17 protein-coding genes are annotated in these 19,963 nt (G+C 71.6%); 10 read left to right on the forward strand and 7 right to left on the reverse strand.

The window, feature by feature from the left end; translation table 11 throughout:
• Nucleotides 1–16: 16 nt before the first annotated feature.
• On the forward strand, nucleotides 17–985 hold the full coding sequence (locus tag ASH01_RS17160) for an SDR family NAD(P)-dependent oxidoreductase (RefSeq protein WP_056778585.1): 969 nt from the start codon (nucleotides 17–19) through the stop codon (nucleotides 983–985).
• Nucleotides 986–1,124: 139 nt separating this feature from the next.
• Here ASH01_RS17160 and ASH01_RS17165 read toward each other — a convergent pair whose 3' ends face one another.
• The 3 genes from ASH01_RS17165 to ASH01_RS17175 all read right to left on the reverse strand — a co-directional run bounded on the left by ASH01_RS17165 (nucleotide 1,125) and on the right by ASH01_RS17175 (nucleotide 4,866).
• Entirely contained in the window at nucleotides 1,125–2,213 is a 1,089-nt protein-coding gene (locus ASH01_RS17165; protein ID WP_056778594.1) for a mannose-1-phosphate guanylyltransferase, read from the reverse strand.
• A gap of 122 nt (nucleotides 2,214–2,335) precedes the next feature.
• Nucleotides 2,336–3,964, reverse strand: coding sequence for an ABC transporter permease (locus ASH01_RS17170; RefSeq protein WP_056778597.1), 1,629 nt, complete (start codon nucleotides 3,962–3,964; stop codon nucleotides 2,336–2,338).
• Nucleotides 3,961–4,866: an ABC transporter ATP-binding protein gene (locus ASH01_RS17175; RefSeq protein ID WP_056778599.1), complete on the reverse strand. Its 906-nt coding sequence runs from the start codon at nucleotides 4,864–4,866 to the stop codon at nucleotides 3,961–3,963. Before ASH01_RS17175 ends, ASH01_RS17170 begins: the two co-directional genes overlap by 4 nt.
• 83 nt (nucleotides 4,867–4,949) lie before the next feature.
• Here ASH01_RS17175 and ASH01_RS17180 point away from each other — a divergent pair, with 83 nt between their 5' ends.
• Complete coding sequence (locus ASH01_RS17180) at nucleotides 4,950–5,468, forward strand: GbsR/MarR family transcriptional regulator (RefSeq protein WP_235508739.1); 519 nt, start codon at nucleotides 4,950–4,952, stop codon at nucleotides 5,466–5,468.
• A gap of 162 nt (nucleotides 5,469–5,630) precedes the next feature.
• On the forward strand, nucleotides 5,631–7,223 hold the full coding sequence (locus tag ASH01_RS17185) for an acyl-CoA mutase large subunit family protein (RefSeq protein WP_056778727.1): 1,593 nt from the start codon (nucleotides 5,631–5,633) through the stop codon (nucleotides 7,221–7,223).
• 80 nt (nucleotides 7,224–7,303) lie between these two features.
• On the opposite strand, the gene ASH01_RS17190 is transcribed toward ASH01_RS17185, so the two are convergent.
• The 4 genes from ASH01_RS17190 to ASH01_RS17205 all read right to left on the reverse strand — a co-directional run bounded on the left by ASH01_RS17190 (nucleotide 7,304) and on the right by ASH01_RS17205 (nucleotide 10,938).
• Nucleotides 7,304–8,233, reverse strand: a complete 930-nt coding sequence (locus ASH01_RS17190) for a DUF559 domain-containing protein (protein WP_056778601.1) — start codon at nucleotides 8,231–8,233, stop codon at nucleotides 7,304–7,306.
• Between the two features lie 149 nt (nucleotides 8,234–8,382).
• Nucleotides 8,383–9,264 carry a carbohydrate kinase family protein gene (locus tag ASH01_RS17195; RefSeq protein WP_056778603.1) on the reverse strand — a complete coding sequence of 294 codons (882 nt, stop codon included), beginning with the start codon at nucleotides 9,262–9,264 and terminating at the stop codon, nucleotides 8,383–8,385.
• On the reverse strand, nucleotides 9,261–10,211 hold the full coding sequence (locus ASH01_RS17200) for a pseudouridine-5'-phosphate glycosidase (RefSeq protein WP_056778605.1): 951 nt from the start codon (nucleotides 10,209–10,211) through the stop codon (nucleotides 9,261–9,263). The genes ASH01_RS17195 and ASH01_RS17200 overlap by 4 nt, the downstream gene beginning before the upstream one ends.
• 10 nt (nucleotides 10,212–10,221) lie before the next feature.
• Nucleotides 10,222–10,938, reverse strand: coding sequence for a (2Fe-2S)-binding protein (locus tag ASH01_RS17205; RefSeq protein WP_056778608.1), 717 nt, complete (start codon nucleotides 10,936–10,938; stop codon nucleotides 10,222–10,224).
• Between the two features lie 82 nt (nucleotides 10,939–11,020).
• On the opposite strand from ASH01_RS17205, the gene ASH01_RS17210 reads away from it, so the two are divergent.
• From ASH01_RS17210 to ASH01_RS17240, 7 genes are all read left to right on the forward strand, one after another.
• Nucleotides 11,021–12,280 carry an amidohydrolase gene (locus ASH01_RS17210; RefSeq protein ID WP_056778610.1) on the forward strand — a complete coding sequence of 420 codons (1,260 nt, stop codon included), beginning with the start codon at nucleotides 11,021–11,023 and terminating at the stop codon, nucleotides 12,278–12,280.
• A gap of 112 nt (nucleotides 12,281–12,392) precedes the next feature.
• Nucleotides 12,393–13,463 carry a BMP family lipoprotein gene (locus ASH01_RS17215; protein WP_056778613.1) on the forward strand — a complete coding sequence of 357 codons (1,071 nt, stop codon included), beginning with the start codon at nucleotides 12,393–12,395 and terminating at the stop codon, nucleotides 13,461–13,463.
• Between the two features lie 103 nt (nucleotides 13,464–13,566).
• Entirely contained in the window at nucleotides 13,567–15,210 is a 1,644-nt protein-coding gene (locus ASH01_RS17220) for an ABC transporter ATP-binding protein (protein ID WP_082619943.1), read from the forward strand.
• Complete coding sequence (locus ASH01_RS17225; RefSeq protein WP_056778617.1) at nucleotides 15,207–16,325, forward strand: ABC transporter permease; 1,119 nt, start codon at nucleotides 15,207–15,209, stop codon at nucleotides 16,323–16,325. Before ASH01_RS17220 ends, ASH01_RS17225 begins: the two co-directional genes overlap by 4 nt.
• The gene (locus ASH01_RS17230) at nucleotides 16,322–17,590 is read left to right on the forward strand and encodes an ABC transporter permease (RefSeq protein WP_056778621.1); all 1,269 of its coding nucleotides are present in this window, start codon (nucleotides 16,322–16,324) and stop codon (nucleotides 17,588–17,590) included. The genes ASH01_RS17225 and ASH01_RS17230 overlap by 4 nt, the downstream gene beginning before the upstream one ends.
• On the forward strand, nucleotides 17,590–18,024 hold the full coding sequence (locus tag ASH01_RS17235; RefSeq protein ID WP_056778633.1) for a cytidine deaminase: 435 nt from the start codon (nucleotides 17,590–17,592) through the stop codon (nucleotides 18,022–18,024). Before ASH01_RS17230 ends, ASH01_RS17235 begins: the two co-directional genes overlap by 1 nt.
• Before the next feature lie 56 nt (nucleotides 18,025–18,080).
• A complete protein-coding gene (locus ASH01_RS17240; protein WP_056778636.1) occupies nucleotides 18,081–19,370 on the forward strand; it encodes a thymidine phosphorylase in 1,290 nt (429 codons plus the stop codon).
• Nucleotides 19,371–19,963: the final 593 nt, after the last annotated feature.

Below are 19,963 nucleotides of genomic sequence, written 5' to 3' on the forward strand. Positions count from 1 at the left end.
CACCTAGGGTGGGGCCATGGTGCTCCACGCAGCGGCCGCGGCCCTCGACTGGGCCATGGACAAGTCCCTGGTCCTCGGCTACACGAAGATCGGGCCCGCCGTGCGCCGTGCCTGGTGGCCGCACGACCCGGTGCCCGGGGCACTGGTCGGGCGCCACGTGCTCGTGACCGGCGCGAGCGGTGGCCTCGGCCTGGCGACGGCTCGCGGTCTCGCGCACCTCGGCGCCGTCGTGCACCTCACCGGCCGCGACGCCTCCCGTCTCGACGACGCCCGCTCCCGGTTGCTCGCCGAGCAGCCCCTCGCGGAGGTGACGGCCCACGTCGCCGACGTCAGCGACCTCGCCGCGACTGCGGAGTTCGCGCGCCGGTTCGTCGCGGACGTGCCGCGGCTGCACGCCGTCGTCCACAACGCCGGGGTCATGCCCCCGAGACGCACGGTCACGCCGGAGGGTCACGAGCTGACCCTCGCCACCCACGTGCTCGGCCCCCACGTGCTCACCTACGGGCTCCGCGAGGCGCTCGCGGGCGGAAGGGTCGTGCTCGTGACGTCCGGCGGCGCCTACGGTCAGCGGCTCGACGTCGACGACTGGGAGTACGCGTCGGGCGACTACTCGGGTGTCACGGCCTACGCCCGCACGAAGCGCATGCAGCTGGTCCTCACCGAGCTGTGGGCGCGAGATCTCGCGTCCGACGACATCCGGGTCCACTCGATGCACCCCGGCTGGGCCGACACCCCGGGTGTCACCGACTCGCTGCCTCGCTTCGCGGCGCTCACCGGGCCGCTGCTGCGGGATGCCGACGCGGGCGCCGACACCGCGGTGTGGCTCACGGCCACGGCCGACGCGATCGGCACCGGCGGCTTCTGGCACGACCGGCGACGGCGCGCGACGCACTACGCACCCGTCGGGGTCGAGACGCCGGAGCAGGTCGCGCGGCTCTGGGCGCTCGTCCGCGAGGCGACCCGGGTGCCCGCGGCGGACGACTGAGCCCGTCGGACGGCATACGTCCTCGGTCGACGGTCAGGAGCGCAGCCAGCAGGTCCGTCGCTCGATGCGCAGGTAGCGCCTGGCGCACGAGCGAGTCGGTCGGTGGGACGTCGTCATCCCAGCCGGTAGCCGGACGATCTCAGAGGAGCTCGGTGCGGCCCCGGGCGGCCAGGGTCTCGACGACCTTCTTGACCTCCTGGGCGCGGTCGGGTCGCGTGATGAGCAGGGCGTCCTGCGTGTCGATGACGACGATGTCGTCGACGCCGATGAGTGCGACGAGCCGTCCCCCTGCCGACACCGTGGCGGTCGAGTCGATGCTGATGATGTCGTCGGCCGGGCCGATGGCGGTGATGCCCGGCAGCTCGCTCGACTCGGCGACGAGCTTGGTGAGCGAGTTGAAGTCGCCCACGTCGTCCCAGCCGAGGGCTGCGGGCACGACGGCGACGCGGCCGGCGGCGGCAGCGGGCTCGGCGACGGCGTGGTCGATGGCGATCTTCTGGAGCGACGGCCACAGGTCCCGCATGCGGCGGGGGTCTGCGGCGATGGTGCGCAAGTGGTCGACCATCTCGGCGTGGTTCTCGGCGAGCAGCTCGAGCAGGGTGGTCGCGCCGACGACGAACATGCCTGCGTTCCAGCGGTACTCGCCGCTCTCGAGGTAGCGGGTCGCGGTCTCGAGGTCGGGCTTCTCGACGAAGTCGTCGACGCGGTGGGCGCTCGGGGCACCGACGACGTCGAGCGGTGCGCCGAGCCGGATGTAGCCGAAGCCGGTGGCCGGCTCGGTCGGCTCGATGCCGATGGTGACGAGCTCGCCGCGCCGGGCGAGGACGACGGCCTCCGCGACGGCCCGCTGGAAGTTGTCGGGCTCGGTGATGACGTGGTCGGCGGCGAACGAGCCGAGCACGGCCTCGGGGTCGCGTCGCTCGAGGACGGCGGCGGCGAGCCCGATGGCAGGCATCGAGTCGCGGGGCGACGGCTCGCCGATGACGGCGTCGTAGCCGAGCATCGGCAGCTGGCGGCGCACCGCCTCCTCGTGGGCGACCCCGGTGACGACGAGGATCCGGTCGTCGACGAGCGGCTCGAGGCGGTCCCACGTGGCGCGCAGCAGCGACTGCCCCGACCCGGTCAGGTCGTGCAGGAACTTCGGCGAGCTGCGGCGCGAGATGGGCCACAGCCGGGTGCCCGAGCCGCCGGCGGGGATCACGGCCCAGAAGCCGGGGATGCCTGTCATGGGGGACACCGTACCGACCCGTCCGGCGATGCCCGAACCCGTCCGCAGCCCCCGGCGCCCCGTCGGCGATCGGTGGCGATCGGTGGCGACCCGGGGCGACCGGCTGACCACCGCTGGTGAGGTCAGCCGATGTCGCGACGCCGCAGGGCCGCGACCCCCGCCGCGCTGAGGGCGGCGGCGACGAGGGTGAGCCCGACGAGGGGGGCGGCTCCGACCGTGCCGCCCGGCAGCGCCGGCAGGTGCGTGAACGGTGAGAGGTCGACGAGCCAGCCCGGCAGGTCGAGCAGGTCGCCGAACTCACCGAGCAGGAGGAAGACGATGAGCGCGGCCCAGGCCAGGCCGGTGAAGCGGGGGAGCGCGCCGTAGAGCAGGACGGCGACGGCCAGGACCACCCACACGGCGGGGAGGGTCGAGAGGGCGGCTCCGACGAGGCGCCCCACGGTCCCGCCGACGTCGCCCACGTCGGCTCCGTGGACGAGGCCGGCCACGACGACGCTGACGAGCATGACGACGGCCGAGGCGACGACGGCGATGACGATGTGTCCGAGGGCCCATCCGGTGCGCCGCACCGGCGTCGCGAGGAGGGACTCGAGGCGCGTCGTCGTCTCCTCGGTGTGCATCCTCGTGACGAGGGCGATGGCCAGGGCCGACGCGCCGATGGCCGCGAAGTGCAGCTCGGTGGAGAAGTAGATGTCGGTGATGGAGCCGGCGTCGCCGCCCATGGCCCGCAGCATGTCGGCGACCTCGGGCGAGTCGACGAACGTCTCGACGCTGCCCGCGATCGACCCGAGGACGACGCCGAGGACGGCGTACGCCACGACCCAGCCGACGAGCGTGCCGCGGGCCAGACGCCGGGTCAGGGCTCCGGCGGTGCGGACGGGGCTGCGGTCGTGTCCGGCTCGGCTCGGCAGCACCCCGGACCCGAGGTCCCGCCGGTCGAGCAGCACGAAGGCTGCGGCCACGAGTGCGGCGTAGAGCGCGAGCCCGAGCACCGCGACCCAGTAGCGGTTCTCGCCGTAGGGCGACACCTTGACGCCCCAGCCGAGCGGCGACAGCCAGGACAGGAAGCGGGCCGGGCTGTCGCCGCCGGCGGTGTCGCCCACGGCCCGGACGAGGAAGGCGACGGCCAGCGCGCCGAGCGACCACGCAGCAGTGCCACGGGTGCTCGAGGTCAGCTGCGCGGCGACCGCGGTGACGCCGACCCACGACAGCCCCATGACGAGCCAGGAGACACCGAGGGCGACCGATCCGGCGGGGTCGAGCCCGACGGCGATCGACCAGACGACCGTGAGGACGACGGTGAGCAGCACGGCGGCCGTGCCGAGCAGCACGGCGGCCGTCAGCGCGGCACGGCGCCCGACGACGCCGGCACCGAGCAGCTCGAGCCGCCCGGCCTCCTCCTCCGTCCGCGTGTGGCGCCGGACGACGACGTAGGCGAGCAGCGCGAGGAAGACGCCGCCGAGCAGCACCGACTTGAGCGTCGCGATCGAGTCGATGCTGAGGCTCGAGATCGGCCCGTACATCGCGACGAGCGCCGGGTTGGCGAGCGTCGAGGCCATCCCCTGCTGCGCCGACGCGAGATCGGGGAAGAGCGCGAACGTCGCCTTCGCCGACAGGGCGACGAAGGCGGCGAGGCCGAACGCGCTCACCGGGACGAGCACCCGGTCGCGCCGGGCGGCGAGCCGCAGCAGCGAGGTGGTCCCGGTCAGACCGACGCCGGCCTGACGTGCGGGGACGGCCAGGGCGGTCACGATGTCGCCGTCGACGTCGTGCGGTACTGGTCCATGAACAGCTCCTCGAGCGTCGGCGGGGCGCTCGTCAGGGCCGTGATGCCGTGGGTCCCGAGCACCTCGAGCAGGCGGCCGAGGTCGTCGCCGCCGACGGTGCAGGTCACCCGGTCACCGGACACGAGGACGTCGCCCACGCCCGGGAGCCCGGTGAGCAGGGCCGGGTCGACCGGGCGCGCGAGGGTCGCCCGGACGGTCGTGCGCGACAGGTGGCGCAGGTCGGTCAGGGTGCCCGACTCGACGTTGACTCCGGCGCGGATGATGCTGACGCGGTCGCACACCTGCTCCACCTCGGAGAGGATGTGGCTCGACAGGAGCACCGTGCCGCCGCCCTGGCGGAACTCGTGGACGACGTCGCGGAACACGGCCTCCATGAGCGGGTCGAGACCCGAGGTGGGCTCGTCGAGCAGCAGCAGCTCGACGTCGGAGCTCAGGGCCGCGACGAGGGCCACCTTCTGCCGGTTGCCCTTCGAGTAGGACCGACCCTTCTTGGTGGGGTCGAGGTCGAACCGTTCGAGCATCGACGCGCGCCGCTTCTCGTCCACGCCCCCTCGGAGCCGGGCGAGGATGTCGATGACCTCACCTCCGGTGAGGTTGGGCCAGAGGGCGACGTCCCCGGGGACGTAGGCGAGGCGGCGGTGCAGCGTCTCGACCTCGTGCCACGGGTCGCCGCCGAGCAGCGTCGCGCTGCCGCCGTCGGCGCGCAGCAGGCCGAGCAGGATGCGGATCGTCGTGGACTTGCCCGCGCCGTTGGGGCCGAGGAAGCCGTGGATCTCACCGGTGGCCACGTCGAGGTCGAGCCCGTCGAGAGCGACGGTGTGCCCGAAGGTCTTGCGCAGGTCGTGGACCTGAATGGCGGAGGTCATGGATCGACGGTACACAACTTTCACGGTTTACTGAATGCTGTGAGAGTTGGGTTAGGGTCGGTGCATGCGACGGAGGAGGAGTGGTGACGTCAGTGCGACAGCGGTCGAGCCGCGATGAACGGGCCGTCTCGGCCTACGTGGAGCGTCTCGGCGACACCCTCACCGACGCCGGTATGCCGCGCCTGGCCGCACGCGTCTTCGCCCAGCTGCTCGCCGACGACGACGGGCGGATGACCGCTGCAGAGCTGACGGAGTCGCTCGACGTGAGCCCGGCCGCGGTGTCCGGTGCCGTGCGCTACCTGACCCAGACGTACCTCATCGGCAAGGAGCGCGAGCGCGGGTCCCGCCGAGACGTCTACGTCGTGCAGGCCGACGCCTGGCACGGCGCGATGCTCTCGCGCGACCGGATGCTGGCCCAGATCGAGACGAGCCTGCGTGCGGGGGTGCCCGCCGTCGGTGGCCTCGACACCGAGGCCGGTCGGCGCCTGCAGCTCTCGGTGGCCTTCCTCGAGTTCCTCGGCGACCGGCTCGGCGAGCTCGAGGGGGAGTGGGCCGCCCACAAGGCCGAGATCACTCGCACCTGGCCGTCCGTCACCCCCTGACCCTCACCCGTCGAGAGGCCACTATCTGCGGGTCCCAACCCGTCGAGAGGCCACGTTCCGTCGGGACCCGGGGTGACGGCATACGCCCTCGGTGACGTGAGATCGGCAACGTTCGACCGGCGGGCGGCAGCGGCGGACCGCCACGCCGATACGCTCGGCAACATGGCTGACAGCACTGGTGCGCGCTCCGAGTCCGACCTGCCCATCGAGCCCGTCTACGACGCGTCGGCCCTCGCCGGCTTCGACGCCGACAGCAAGCTCGGCGCGCCCGGCAGCTACCCCTTCACCCGCGGCGTCTACCCGTCGATGTACACCGGACGTCCGTGGACGATGCGCCAGTACGCCGGCTTCGGCACCGCGAAGGAGAGCAACCAGCGCTACCACCAGCTCGTCAAGGCGGGCACGGGCGGCCTGTCCGTCGCCTTCGACCTGCCGACGCAGATGGGCTACGACTCCGACGAGGCCATCGCGCACGGCGAGGTCGGCAAGGTCGGCGTCGCCATCGACAGCCTCGACGACATGCGCACGCTCTTCGACGGCCTGCCGCTCGACAAGATCTCGACGTCGATGACGATCAACGCGCCCGGCTCGACGCTGCTCCTGCTCTACCAGCTCGTCGCGGAGGAGCAGGGCGTCGCCGGTGACCAGCTGACCGGCACGATCCAGAACGACGTGCTCAAGGAGTACATCGCCCGCGGCACCTACATCTACCCGCCGCGCGAGTCCCTGCGCCTCATCGCCGACATCTTCGCCTACTGCCACAAGGAGATGCCGCGCTGGAACACCATCTCCATCTCCGGCTACCACATGGCCGAGGCCGGGGCGACGCCCGTGCAGGAGATCGCCTTCACGATCGCCAACGCCGTCGAGTACGTCCGCGCCGCGCAGGCCGCCGGGCTGCACGTCGACGACTTCGCGCCGCGCCTCTCCTTCTTCTTCGTCGCACGCACGACCCTCATCGAGGAGGTGGCGAAGTTCCGCGCGGCCCGCCGCATCTGGGCGCGGATCATGAAGGAGGAGTTCGGTGCCCAGAACCCGAAGTCGATGATGCTGCGCTTCCACACGCAGACCGCGGGCGTCCAGCTGACCGCCCAGCAGCCCGAGGTCAACCTCGTCCGCGTCGCGCTCCAGGGTCTCGGAGCGGTGCTCGGCGGCACGCAGTCACTGCACACCAACTCCTTCGACGAGGCCATCGCCCTGCCGACCGAGAAGGCCGCGCGGCTCGCGCTGCGCACCCAGCAGGTCATCGCCTACGAGACCGACGTGACGAAAACCGTTGACCCGTTTGCCGGTTCGTACGTCGTCGAGTCGATGACCGACGAGATCGAGGAGGCGGCGCTCGCGCTCATCCAGGCTGTCGAGGACAAGGGCGGTGCGGTCGCGGCCATCGAGCAGGGCTTCCAGAAGGGCGAGATCGAGCGATCGGCGTACCGCGTCCAGCTCGAGATCGACAACGCTGAGCGCACCGTGGTCGGCGTGAACCGCTTCGTCCTCGACCAGGAGGACCACTACGAGCCGCTCCGCGTCGACCCGACGATCGAGGCCGACCAGCGCGCCCGGCTCGAGGCCCTGCGCGCCGACCGCGACAACGACGCCGTGGCGGCGGCGCTCGCGAAGCTCCAGGACGCAGCCCGCGGCACCGACAACGTCCTCTACCCGATGAAGGAGGCGCTCGCGGCGCGCGCCACGGGCGGCGAGGTCGCCCACGCCCTCCGCGCGGTCTGGGGCACCTACCAGCCCCGCGAGACCTTCTGAGCCACACGGCATACGCCAGCCGTACGCCGTCGACCCGACCGGCCGGGTCAACCAACCGGCCGCAACCCGAAAAGCAGGCCTCAGCGGCCCTTTCGCCGGTTCGGACCGGTTACCTGACCCGTCCGGAGCCGACGCAGGCCCTGGGAGCGACGCAGCGCGACGACGTCCTCGATGGCACGCCGCACGACGTCCGGCTCGAACATCACCTGCTCCCAGGTGAACCGGAGCACGAGCCAGTCGCGAGTGACGAGGCCGTTGTAGCGGCGGCAGTCCCGGTCGAACGCCTTCCGCTCCGAGTGGAACTCGTGGCTGTCCGCCTCCAGGACGATCCGCAGGTCCTCGTCGGCCAGGTCGACGCGGGCGTAGAAGCTGTCGTAGCGGATGCGTGTCTGCGGCTCGACGACGAGGCCGGCCACCTCCTGCGCGATGGCGCGCAGCACGCTCTCGAAGGGGTTGGCCGCACGACGGTCCGCTGCCCCCATGACCCGAGCCACCCGACTGCGCTGTCGCGGACCCAGCCACGCCGCGCGCTCCGCGACGGCCCCGCATCCGAGACCGGAGCGCAGAGCCGAGTCGGCCACGGCGAGCGCTTCGTCGAACGGCAGGTCGAGGCAGCAGTCGATGACGGTGCGCACCGGTGAGGTGACCCAGCCGTCGATGACGTCCTCGACGTCGAGGTCGCGCCAGTGCACGGCTGCTGCGGCCTGCGCGTCACGGGTCAGATGACGCTTGCGCCGCACCGTGACATGGGGTCGTTCCGGGACGGTCTTGACCTTCCAGCCCCAGTGGTTGGCTGCGGTGGTGTGTGAGGCCGTGCCCGTCAGGCGCAGGGCCTCCCGCCGACCGCTCTGCGCGAGCGGCAGGCTGTACCACCCGTGCGCCACCCGCACGACGCCCCCTTCGGCGAGCGCCGCGTCGATCCGCCGCCAGTGGGTCAGCGCCCGGAGCCGGTCACGGCGGGCGATGCCTCCCAGTCGGGCGAGGGCGGTCTCGGGACGCAGGTGCGGCATACCTCAGCGTGTCCCGCCGGCTGACGCCCGTGGGCCGTCCGTCCACAGGGTCGACCGACAGGACGTCGGGCGGCCAGCGCGCCGGTGAAGCCCGTGTGCGGCCTGCTGCCTGTTGGTTGACCCGGTGGCGGACCGGGGGCGTATGCCGTTCAGCCGGGCCGGGCGCCCACGCGCGCTGCCGCGGCGCTGCCGGCCGCGACCCCGGCCCGCAACGCGCTGGTCCGGTCCTGGCCGCCGAGCCAGGCCGACAGGAGCCCGGCGTTGAAGGCGTCACCGCACCCGGTGGCGTCGACGTTCTCGATGACCGGCGCCTCGGCCGACTCGTCGACGCCGTCGGCACCGACCCACCGGGCCCCGGCCGCGCCGTACGTCGCGACGACCTCGCTCGTGTGCCCCAGGATCGCGGCCAGTCCTCCGAGCGCGGCGACCTCGTTCTCGTTGGGCAGCAGCAGGTCCACGCCCGTCACCCAACCGAGGAAGGTGTCGACGCCTTCCCGCTCGATGAGGGCCGGCGACTGCGGGTCGACCGACGTCGTCCACCCGAGCGACCGCGCCTGGCGCAGCGACTCGAGACCGGCCGCACGCGACCCGGCGTCGAAGAGCACGTAGCCCGACAGGTGCAGGTGCGGCCGAGGCTCGGCTGGGAGCCCCAGCGAGGCGAGGTCGACGTCCGCTACCGCGAAGGCCTTGTTGGCGCCACGGTCGGGAAACATCGTCCGGTCACCGTGGGCGTCGAGCAGGATGACGACCATGCACGTCGGCAGCCTGGCGTCGACCGCGAACGCGCAGGTGACGCCGGCGGACTCGAGCTCGCGTCGGCAGGTCGTTCCCGCGGCGTCGTCGCCGATGCGGGCCACGAGGGTCACGTCGGCCCCGAGGCCGGCCAGCCACGAGGCGGAGTTGGCGCCGGCCCCGCCCGGCACCAGGGCGACGGCCGACGGGGTGTCGGAGTGCCACCGGATGTCGCCCGAGGGGCGGGTGATGACGTCGAGCCCGACGTCACCGACGACGACGACCGGCCGCGTCGTCATGCCGAAGGGGTCCCGAGCTGGGACGCGACCTCGGCCGCCACCTCTCCCGCGAGGCGCGCGTTCGACAGGACGAGCTCGACGTTGGCGCGGAGCGACTCGCCGCCGGAGTGGTCGTGGAAGTACTCGAGCAGCCGCGGCGTGACGTCCTTGCCGTGCACGCCCTCGCGCTCGAGGAGCGCGAGCCCCTCCTCGACGAGCCGGTCGTGCAGTCCGCGCTCGACCTGACGGTCGGCGGGCAGCGGGTTCGCGAGGACCACACCGGCGGCGTCGGTCCCGAGGCGACCCCGGGCGACGACGACCCGTGCGGCCTCGGCCGCGGACTCGACCCGCCACGGCACCGGCTGCCCGGAGTCCGAGAGGTAGAAGCCGGGGAACGCGTCGGTCCGGTAGCCGAGCACCGGCACCGACAGCGTCTCGAGCGTCTCGAGCGTGCCGGCCACGTCGAGGATCGACTTGACCCCGGCGCACACGACGAGCACCGGCGTGGTCGCGATGACCCCGAGGTCGGCGGAGACGTCGAAGGTCTCGGACGCCCCGCGGTGCACGCCGCCGAGCCCACCGGTCGCGAACACCCGGATGCCCGCGAGGTGTGCGAGCGCGGACGTCGAAGCGACCGTTGTCGCTCCCGAAAATCCAAGTGCCGCAGCGACGCCCACGTCACGGACCGACAGCTTGGCGATGTCCGGGTCGGTGCACACGCGCTCGACCTCGGCAGCCCCGAGGCCGATGTGCACGACGCCGTCGAGCACGGCGATCGTCGCGGGCACCGACCCGCCCGCGCGCACGGCGCCCTCGATCTGCCCACCGATCTCGATGTTGTGGGGGTGGGGGAGGCCGTGGGCGAGGATGGTGCTCTCGAGGGCGACGACACCGACCCCGGCATCGAGCGCCTCGCGCACCTCCTCGTGGACGACGAGCAGGTCGGACTCCGGAAGGCGCTGCGGCATGGCGCAGAGCCTAGTTCGGCGCCCTCCGGGGACCCGCGTGGCCCCGCCCGCTGCGGGGGCACGCGGCGCACTCGCGCATCCCGGGGATCGCGTAGATGAAGCAGCACGAGACCCGGGTCGGCTCGGCGCCGACGCTCTCCCCGGCCGCGCCGCGCGCGAGACGCACGGCCGTCTCCCACATGTCGCCCACGACACCCCACCGCTGCCGCGAGCCCATCCGCACGTCGGGGGCGTATGCCGTCACGACCTCCGAGACGAGCGCGAGGTATGCCGTCCGGGCCCGTTCCAGACGCCGCGCCGGGTCGTCGTCGACCGCCAGCGAGGTCCGCTCGGGGGCGACGACGATGCGGAACGGGTCGAGGCCCGGCGCGAGCTCGAAACCGAGCCCGGCGCCCGACGGCACGAGGAGCCAGGGACCGAGCACGGCGGCATACGCCATCGGGGAGGCGGCCACCTCGCACCACCACTGGAGGACGAAGGCGGCGGGCACGTGCGGCCGCACCGTCGTCGCGTTGCGGTGCTCCATCTGCGCGTGGAGCGCCGAGCGCCACGGCGCGAGCGGGTCCGCACCCGCCCGCACGTGCGCCACCACGTCCGCGGTCCAGACGGTCGCGGGGGAGCCCCGGCTCGTCACGGTGGTGAAGGGCATCGCCCGGTCGACGAGCCCGACGACGTGCCGGACGGCGTCCGTCCCGAGGGACGTCCCCGTGGGTGCCTCCGACTCCACGCGTGACCTCTCCCTCCGTGCTCCGACCGGTCCCGGTGACCCCGGCCTGCGAGGGTCGACCCCATCCTCTCGCTAGACTCCCGTGCTCGTGACCGACCGCTCCGCTTCGCTGCCCTTCGAGGCCATCGCCCGAACCGTCGAGCAGCATGCCGCGGAGCTGGTCGCGATCCGTCGCGACCTGCACACGCACCCGGAGCTCGGACGTGGCGAGGTGCGCACGACGGCACTCGTCGCCGAGCGTCTCGAGCGCGCCGGCATCGGCGTCCGGCGACTGCGCGGCACGGGCCTCGTCGCCGACCTCGGCGCCACGAACCCCTCGCACCGGATCGCGCTGCGCGCCGACATCGACGCCCTGCCGATCCGTGAGCAGACCGGCCTCGAGTTCGCGTCCCGGACCGACGGCGTCAGCCACTCGTGCGGCCACGACGTGCACACGACCGCGCTCATCGGCGCGGCGCTCGCCCTCAAGGAGGTCGAGGAGCGGCTCGCCTCGGCCGGTGTCGGCGCGCGGCTGATCTTCCAGCCCGCCGAGGAGCTCATGCCCGGCGGCGCCGAGGACGTCGTGGCCCAGGACGGCCTCGTCGGGGTCGACCGGATCTTCGCGCTCCACTGCGACCCCAACCTCGACGCGGGCCAGGTGGGCCTGCGCGTCGGCGCCATCACCGCGGCCGCCGACCAGATCGAGGTCACGCTCTCCGGTCGGGGCGGCCACACGTCGCGTCCGCACCTGACCCAGGACCTCACGTACGCCCTCGCCAAGGTCGTCACCGACGTGCCGGCCGTCCTGTCACGCCGACTCGACCCGCGCGCGGGCGCGGCTCTCGTGTGGGGCTCGATCCACTCCGGCGGGGCGCACAACGTCATCCCGTCGTCGGGCAAGGTCGGCGGCACGCTGCGCATGCTCGACGCCGGCATCTGGGAGGGCGTCGAGCGCCTCCTCGAGGCCGTCGTCCACGAGGTCGTCAAGCCGTATGCCGTCCAGGCCGACGTGCTCATCACCAAGGGCGTGCCCCCGGTCGTCAACGACGCCGGCTGCATCGACGCCCTCACGGCCGCCGTGACCGGCACCGGGTCGTTCGTCGCGCCGACGCCGCAGTCGCTCGGCGGCGAGGACTTCGCGTGGTACCTCACCCACGTGCCCGGCGCCATGGCCCGGCTCGGGACCCGCTCACCCGGCGGCCCGACCTACGACCTGCACCGGGGCGACCTCGTCGTCGACGAGGGCGCGATCGTCGTCGGGGCCCGGACGTTGGCCGGTGTCGTCTTCGCGGCGGCCGCCCGACTGGCCGGCACACCGGCCCTCGGGGGCGTCTCTCCTCTGAGCGCGGTCGCGGATCGGTAACACTTCCTGCGACTTCCCCCGAGCCGAACAGATCTTGTCGTGCCGGGGTCTACAGTTCCGTGCTATCTGGGCCGATGTCGTCGTCGGCCCCGCGGAATCTAAGGAGCACCTCTTGCGTCACGCAACCAAGGTCGCGGCCGTTGTCGCCGCCGCCGCGCTGGGCCTCGCGGCCTGCGGCAGCAGCAGCGACAACACGCCCGCGGGCAGCAACACCTCGGCCGGCAGCACCGGCACGCAGGCCGCCGGCAAGAAGATCGTCGTCGGTATCGCCTACGGCGTCGGCGGTCGTGGTGACCAGTCCTTCAACGCGTCGGCGGCCGTGGGCCTCGACAAGGCGAAGGCCGACCTCGGTGTCGAGTTCAAGGAGGCCACGCAGGTCAACGGTGAGAGCGAGGCTGCCACCGAGGAGCGCCTGCAGCAGTTCATCGACGCGGGCGCGACCCACGTCATCGGTGTCGGCTTCGCCTACGCCAAGGCCATCGGCACGGTCGCCAAGGCCAACCCCGACGTCAAGTTCGCGATCATCGACGACGCGTCCCCCGACTCGGCCGGCGCCAACGTCGCCCAGCTGACCTTCGCCGAGGAGCAGGGCTCCTTCCTCGTCGGTGCGGCCGCCGCGCTGAAGTCCAAGACCAACACGGTCGGCTTCGTCGGGGGCGTCGCCACCGACCTCATCAAGAAGTTCGAGGCGGGCTACATCGCCGGCGCCAAGGCGGCCAACCCGTCGATCGTCGTCAAGAGCCAGTACCTCTCGCAGCCGCCGGACTTCTCCGGCTTCAACGACCCCGCCAAGGGCAAGACGGCCGCTGAGGGCCTCTACCAGGGCGGCGCCGACGTGGTCTACCACGCCGCGGGCGGCTCGGGCAGCGGTGTCTTCACGGCCGCCAAGGCTGCTGGCAAGCTCGCCATCGGTGTCGACTCCGACCAGGCCCTGACGGCCACGCCGGACGTCCGCGACGTCATCCTCACCTCGATGATCAAGAAGGTCGACGTGGCGGTCTACGACTTCCTCAAGTCGGGTGCCGCGGGCACCGACATCACGGGCAACAAGGTCTACGACCTCAAGGCCGGCGGCGTCGACTACGCCACGACCGGTGGCAAGGTCGACGACATCAAGTCGAAGCTCGACGACTACAAGCAGAAGATCATCGCGGGCGAGATCAAGGTCCCGACCGCACCCTGATCCTCGAGAGCCTCGAGATCCCCTCTGAATGATCCCCGAGCGGGGCGACACGGCCCGGGCGGCGCGGTAGCGTCGTCGCGGGCCGTGTCCGTCCCCGGCTCCGGTGGTCGGTCGGGACGTCCTTCGACCCGGCCCCACGAACCACCCGCCCGGACTCCTCTCCGGGCCTGGACGAGGAGTTGTCGCCATCACCGCAGCACCTGCGCGACCCGACGGGACGTCGGACGCCCATCCCGCCGTTCAACTCGAGGGGATCACCAAGCGGTTCCCCGGAGTCGTCGCCAACAAGGACATCGGTTTCTCGGTCGCGCGTGGCACGGTCCACGCGATCGTCGGTGAGAACGGCGCCGGCAAGTCGACGCTGATGAAGATCCTCTACGGCGTCCAGCGCCCGGACGAGGGGTCCATCAGCATCGGCGGTCGAGTCGTCGACCTGCACTCGCCGGCCGACGCGATCGCCGCCGGCATCGGCATGGTCTTCCAGCACTTCCAGCTCGCAGACAACTTCACGGTCCTCGAGAACGTCGTCCTCGGCGCCGAGAAGCTGCACGGCATCGGCGACGCAGCCCGACGCGAGATCACGCGCATCTCGGACGAGTACGGCCTCGACGTCGACCCCGACGCCCTCGTGGACGACCTGGGGGTCGGTGCGCGCCAGCGCATCGAGATCCTCAAGGTCCTCTACCGCGGCGCCAAGATCATCATCCTCGACGAGCCCACCGCGGTCCTCGTGCCGCAGGAGGTCGACGAGCTCTTCGACAACCTCCGCGAGCTCAAGTCCGAGGGCCTGACCGTCCTGTTCATCTCGCACAAGCTCGACGAGGTGCTCTCGGTCGCCGACTCCATCACGGTGATCCGACGCGGCACGACCGTCGACACCGTCGACCCGTCGTCGGTCAACGCGCGCCAGCTCGCCGAGCTCATGGTCGGGGCCGAGCTCCCCACCCCGCAGACGGAGGAGTCCACGGTCACCGACCGCGTCGTGCTGCGCATCGAGGACATCGTCCTCGCGGGCGCCGGTGCCGGCCGCAACGTGCTCGACGGCATCTCGCTGACCATCCACGCGGGTGAGGTGTTGGGCATCGCCGGCGTCGAGGGCAACGGCCAGGCCGAGCTCGTCGAGGTCATCATGGGGATGCGCGAGCCCACGTCCGGGCTCGTCTTCCTCGGCGACACCGACATCTCCGACTGGCGCACGCGGGAGATCCGGGAGGCCGGCGTCGCCTACATCCCCGAGGACCGCCAGCGGCACGCCCTGCTCCTCGAGGCCCCCCTCTGGGAGAACCGCATCCTCGGCCACCAGACCGAGGAGCCGAACGTCCGCGGCTTCATCATCAACGCCGCGGGGGCCAAGGCCGACACCGAGCGGATCGTCAAGGAGTACGACGTCCGCACACCCTCGATCAACGTCAAGGCGGGGTCGCTCTCCGGCGGCAACCAGCAGAAGCTCATCGTCGGCCGCGAGATGAGCCACCAGCCCAAGGTGCTCGTCGCCGCACACCCGACGCGCGGTGTCGACGTCGGCGCCCAGTCGAGCATCTGGGACATCATCCGCCAGGCGCGGCGCGACGGCCTCGCCGTCCTGCTCATCTCGGCCGACCTCGAGGAGCTGATCGGACTCTCCGACACCATCGAGGTGATCCTGCGCGGGCGGCTCACCGGCACGTTCGACCCCGACACCGTCACCGCCGAGGACCTCGGTGCGGCCATGACCGGAGCTGCTGCCAACCCGGAGGAGACCCGATGAGCACGTTCAGCCCCCGCAAGCTCCTCCTCGCCGTCGCGGCGCCCGTGCTCGCGCTCGTCGTCGCGTTCCTCGTGACCTCGGCCATCCTGCTGCTCCTCGGCGACCCGGTGGTCGAGGTCTGGCAGACGATCCTCAGCTGGCCCAAGCCGCGCCAGCTCGTCCAGATCGTCAACGGCGCCACGGTCTACTACCTCTCGGCCGTCGCGGTCGCGGTCGGCTTCCGGATGAACCTCTTCAACATCGGCGTCGACGGTCAGTACCGCGTCGCGGTCTTCGCCGGAGCGGCCTTCGCCGGTCAGGCCTGGTTCCCCGGCCCGCTCAACGTCCTCCTGACGATCGTCGTGGCGATGGTCGCCGGAGGCCTCTGGGCGAGCATCGCCGCCTACCTCAAGGTCCGCCGCGGCATCTCCGAGGTGATCAGCACGATCATGCTCAATGCGATCGCGACCGGCGTCGTGCAGTGGCTGCTGCTCAAGGTCGCGGTCAAGCAGCAGGGCAGCAACAGCATCTCGACGAAGCCGATCCCCGAGTCCTCGCAGCTCGACGGTCTCGGCCTCATCCCGGGCGCGACCAACAAGGTCTACACGCTCATCCTGCTCGCCGTGCTCGTCGGCGCCCTCTACTGGTTCGTCATCAACAAGACCCGGTTCGGCTTCGACCTGCGCGCCACGGGCCGCTCCGAGAGCGCCGCGGTCGCCAGCGGCGTCAAGGTGCCGCGCATGGTCGTCACCACGATGATCGCCTCCGGTGCTCTGGCGGGCCTCATCGGCATGCCGCTGCTCTTCGGTCAGGACCACAGCTACGGCACGACGTTCCAGGCCGGACTCGGCTTCGCCGGCATCGGCATCGCGCTGCTCGGTCGCAACCACCCGCTCGGCATCGCGGCCGCGGCCCTGCTGTGGTCGTTCCTCGACGTGCAGAGCAACGCGCTGCAGATCCGCGCCGGGGTCGCCTCCGAGGTCGTCTTCATCATCCAGGGCGTGATCCTCTTCGCCGTCGTCATCGCCTACGAGCTGATCCGTCGCGCCGACGTGCGCCTCGAGCAGCAGCGGGTGGCGAGGGAGCTGGCCGCGACGAGATCCGATGCCCCCACCCCGGAAGGAGCGACGGCATGAGTGTCACTGGTCTGGATGCCGGCGTCGAGAAGGTCACCGCCACCCCGCGCCGGCTCCGCCTGAGCCCGCTCCAGTGGGTCGGGGTCGGCCTCGGTGCCGTGCTCGTGCTCTCGATCCTCCGTGTCGTCACCGGCGCCAACGACGTCGACTCGTCCGGGCTGCTCATCGCGGCCTTCGGACTCGCCGTGCCCATCGCCCTCGCCGGTCTCGGCGGTCTCTGGTCCGAGCGCGCCGGCGTCGTCAACATCGGCCTCGAGGGCATGATGATCCTCGGCACCTGGGGTGCCGGTTTCCTCGGCTACCACCTCGGCCCGTGGTGGGGTCTCGTCGGAGCGGTCATCGGCGGCGCGGTCGGTGGACTCATCCACGCCATCGCGACGGTGACCTTCGGCGTCGACCACATCGTGTCGGGTGTGGCGCTCAACATCGTGGCGCTCGGCTTCGCGAAGTACCTCTCGGTGCGCTTCTTCAGCACCCTCCCGGGTGGCGGCCCGACGCAGTCGCCACCGCTCGAGGAGCTGCCGACGATCAGCATCCCGGGCCTGTCCGACGCCCTCGGTGAGCTGGAGCAGAAGCACATCTTCTTCATCTCCGACCTCGCCGGCGTGCTCCGTGCCTTCTGCACCAACGTGTCGGTCGTGACGATCCTCGCCGTCCTGCTCTTCATCGCGACGGCCTACATCCTGTGGCGCTCGACCTTCGGCCTGCGTCTGCGCTCCGTCGGCGAGTCCCCGGTCGCGGCCGAGTCGCTCGGTGTCAACGTGCTGCGCTACAAGTTCCTGGCCGTCCTCGTCTCGGGCGGTCTGGCCGGTCTCGGCGGTGGCTTCCTCGCCCTCGTCGCGGCCAACGTGTTCCGGGACGGGCAGACGGGTGGTCGTGGCTACATCGGCCTCGCAGCCATGATCTTCGGCAACTGGCGCCCCGGCGGTCTGATGGCCGGTTCGGTGCTCTTCGGCTACACCGACGCGGCCCAGCTGCGCGGTGGCGGCACGACCGTCCACGCCTTCCTCCTGCTGCTCGCGGTGCTGCTCGTCGGCATCGGGATCTGGCAGATCGTCCGCAAGGGCCGCGTGGTGCAGGGCGTCATCGCCCTCGTCGTCGGTGTGATCGTCGGGGCCTGGTACGCCCTGACCGACATCGTGCCGCCGGAGCTGTCGAGCACGCTGCCCTACGTCACGACCCTGCTCGTGCTGGCGTTCGCCTCGCAACGCCTGCGCATGCCCGCAGCCGACGGACAGATCTACCGCAAGGGCGAGGGGCACTAGTGGCCGACACGACGAGTCCGCAGCCCGGCACCTCCGACGCGATCGACTGGGAGTCGCTGCGCCTGCGCGCGGTCGAGCTCATGGAGCGGGCGTACGCGCCCTACTCCCGGTTCCGCGTCGGTGTCGCCGGCCTCGTCGACGACGGGCGGGTCGTCGCCGGCTGCAACGTCGAGAACGCCGCCTACGGCGTGGCTCTCTGTGCCGAGTGCGGCATGGTGTCCGAGCTGCACGCCACGGGTGGCGGACGCCTCACCGCGGTCTTCTGCGTGGGGGGCGACGGTCAGGCCCTCATGCCGTGTGGTCGCTGCCGGCAGCTCCTCTGGGAGAACGGCGGGCCCCGGTGCCTGCTCATGACCCCCGAGGGCGTGCTCCCGATGTCGGCGGTCCTGCCGCAGGCGTTCGGGGCCGAGGACCTGCGTCACGCCGAGGGCTGAACACGTCCGCTCCCGGTCGTGCTCCGGCACCGACGGCGCTGGGACATGATGGTCCCGTGAGTGAAGCCTTCGATGCCGTAGACGTCATTTCCGCCAAGCGCGACCGGGCCGAGCTGTCCGACGCCCAGATCGACTGGGTCATCGACGCGTACACGAGGGGCGCCGTCGCCGAGGAGCAGATGTCGGCGCTCGCGATGGCGATCTACCTCAACGGGATGAACCCGCGCGAGATCGCCCGCTGGGCCGACGCGATGATCCGCTCGGGTGAGCGGCTCGACTTCTCGGGACTGTCCCGCCCCACGAGCGACAAGCACTCGACCGGGGGAGTGGGCGACAAGATCACCCTTCCCCTGGCGCCGATCGTCGCAGCCTGCGGCGTCGCGGTCCCGCAGCTCTCGGGCCGCGGCCTCGGGCACACGGGCGGCACGCTCGACAAGCTCGAGTCGATCCCCGGGTGGAGGGCCGACGTGACCAACGAGCAGATGATGGCCCAGCTCGAGGACGTCGGCGCCGTCATCTGCGCCGCCGGCACGGGCCTCGCCCCGGCCGACAAGAAGCTGTATGCGTTGCGCGACGTCACGGGGACCGTCTCCTGCGTGCCCCTCATCGCGACCTCCATCATGAGCAAGAAGATCGCCGAGGGCACCGGGTCCCTCGTCCTCGACGTCAAGGTCGGGTCGGGCGCGTTCATGAAGGAGCTCGGGCAGGCCCGCGAGCTCGCGGAGACCATGGTCCGCCTCGGCACCGACGCCGGCGTGCACACGGTCGCCCTGCTCACGAACATGGAGACTCCGCTCGGGCTCACGGCGGGCAACGCGCTCGAGGTGCGGGAGTCCGTCGAGGTGCTCGCCGGCGGGGGCCCGGGTGACGTCGTCGAGCTCACGCTCGCCCTCGCGCGGGAGATGGTCGCGGGTGCGGGCCGCTCCGACATCGACCCGGCGGACGTGCTCGCGGACGGCCGGGCGATGGACGTCTGGCGTCGGATGATCCGCGCCCAGGGGGGAGACCCCGACGCGGAGCTGCCGACGGCCAAGGAGACCCACCACGTGCTCGCGCCGGCCGACGGGGTGCTCGTCCAGCTGGACGCCCTCGCGGTCGGAGTCGCCGCGTGGCGCCTCGGCGCCGGGCGGGCCCGCAAGGAGGACCCGGTCCAGGCCGGGGCAGGTGTGGAGCTGCATCACAAGCCCGGCGCGACCATCCGTGGGGGAGAGCCGCTCATGACGCTGCACACCGACGAGCCGGAGCGGTTCGCCCGGGCGCTCGAGGCGCTCGAGGGCGGCTTCACGATCGCCCCCGAGGGGTCGCGGCCGGACCTGCCCCCGATCGTCATCGACCGGGTCTCCTGACTCTCGCGTGCCCGTCCGCGGTGGTCGGCGGATGCTCCGACAGACCGGCCACCACGGGTCTGTGGCGCTGTGCCGGGAGCGATTTGGGGAATCCCGGGGGACCGGGCTACTGTTCTCTTCGTCAGCCCGACAGGGAGGAACGGACGCCACCGCGGCGGTGAGAGATCACCGAGCGAAGCTGGCCGGTCCCGGGGTCTGACGAGTGTCCGGAGTGTCCGACCCAGTCGGGTCTGCTCCGGAAAGCAGGTTCCGCCCGCATCACCGTGGTTTGACTCGGTGGGGCGCGGCGGGTAAGTTTGAAGGGTTGCCCCGGAGGCCTCCTCGTTGAGGTGGTTGATGGTGTGTGTCCGATTCTTGAGAACTCAACAGCGTGTCAAAAATCGNGGCGGGTAAGTTTGAAGGGTTGCCCCGGAGGCCTCCTCGTTGAGGTGGTTGATGGTGTGTGTCCGATTCTTGAGAACTCAACAGCGTGTCAAAAATCGATGCCAATTACCTCGTCCCGAGGCCTGGTTCGGTCCACCGTCTGGTGGTCTGGGTGGGTTTTGGGCGAATTATCCTTTGGTTGAATTGAACTTCTAGCTTTTTGAGCTGGT

Origin of the sequence: Terrabacter sp. Soil811 (genome assembly GCF_001429655.1) — a bacterium.
Lineage (GTDB): Bacteria > Actinomycetota > Actinomycetes > Actinomycetales > Dermatophilaceae > Terrabacter.

What these genes read in the sequence shown, in the direction of transcription:
- ASH01_RS17230 (WP_056778621.1), top strand. Translation starts at nt 16,322, where the DNA reads ATGAGTGTCACTGGTCTGGATGCCGGCGTCGAGAAGGTCACCGCCACC.
- ASH01_RS17175 (WP_056778599.1), bottom strand. Translation starts at nt 4,866, where the DNA reads ATGACCTCCGCCATTCAGGTCCACGACCTGCGCAAGACCTTCGGGCAC.
- ASH01_RS17225 (WP_056778617.1), top strand. Translation starts at nt 15,207, where the DNA reads ATGAGCACGTTCAGCCCCCGCAAGCTCCTCCTCGCCGTCGCGGCGCCC.
- ASH01_RS17165 (WP_056778594.1), bottom strand. Translation starts at nt 2,213, where the DNA reads ATGACAGGCATCCCCGGCTTCTGGGCCGTGATCCCCGCCGGCGGCTCG.
- ASH01_RS17190 (WP_056778601.1), bottom strand. Translation starts at nt 8,233, where the DNA reads ATGCCGCACCTGCGTCCCGAGACCGCCCTCGCCCGACTGGGAGGCATC.
- ASH01_RS17185 (WP_056778727.1), top strand. Translation starts at nt 5,631, where the DNA reads ATGGCTGACAGCACTGGTGCGCGCTCCGAGTCCGACCTGCCCATCGAG.
- ASH01_RS17160 (WP_056778585.1), top strand. Translation starts at nt 17, where the DNA reads ATGGTGCTCCACGCAGCGGCCGCGGCCCTCGACTGGGCCATGGACAAG.
- ASH01_RS17200 (WP_056778605.1), bottom strand. Translation starts at nt 10,211, where the DNA reads ATGCCGCAGCGCCTTCCGGAGTCCGACCTGCTCGTCGTCCACGAGGAG.
- ASH01_RS17195 (WP_056778603.1), bottom strand. Translation starts at nt 9,264, where the DNA reads ATGACGACGCGGCCGGTCGTCGTCGTCGGTGACGTCGGGCTCGACGTC.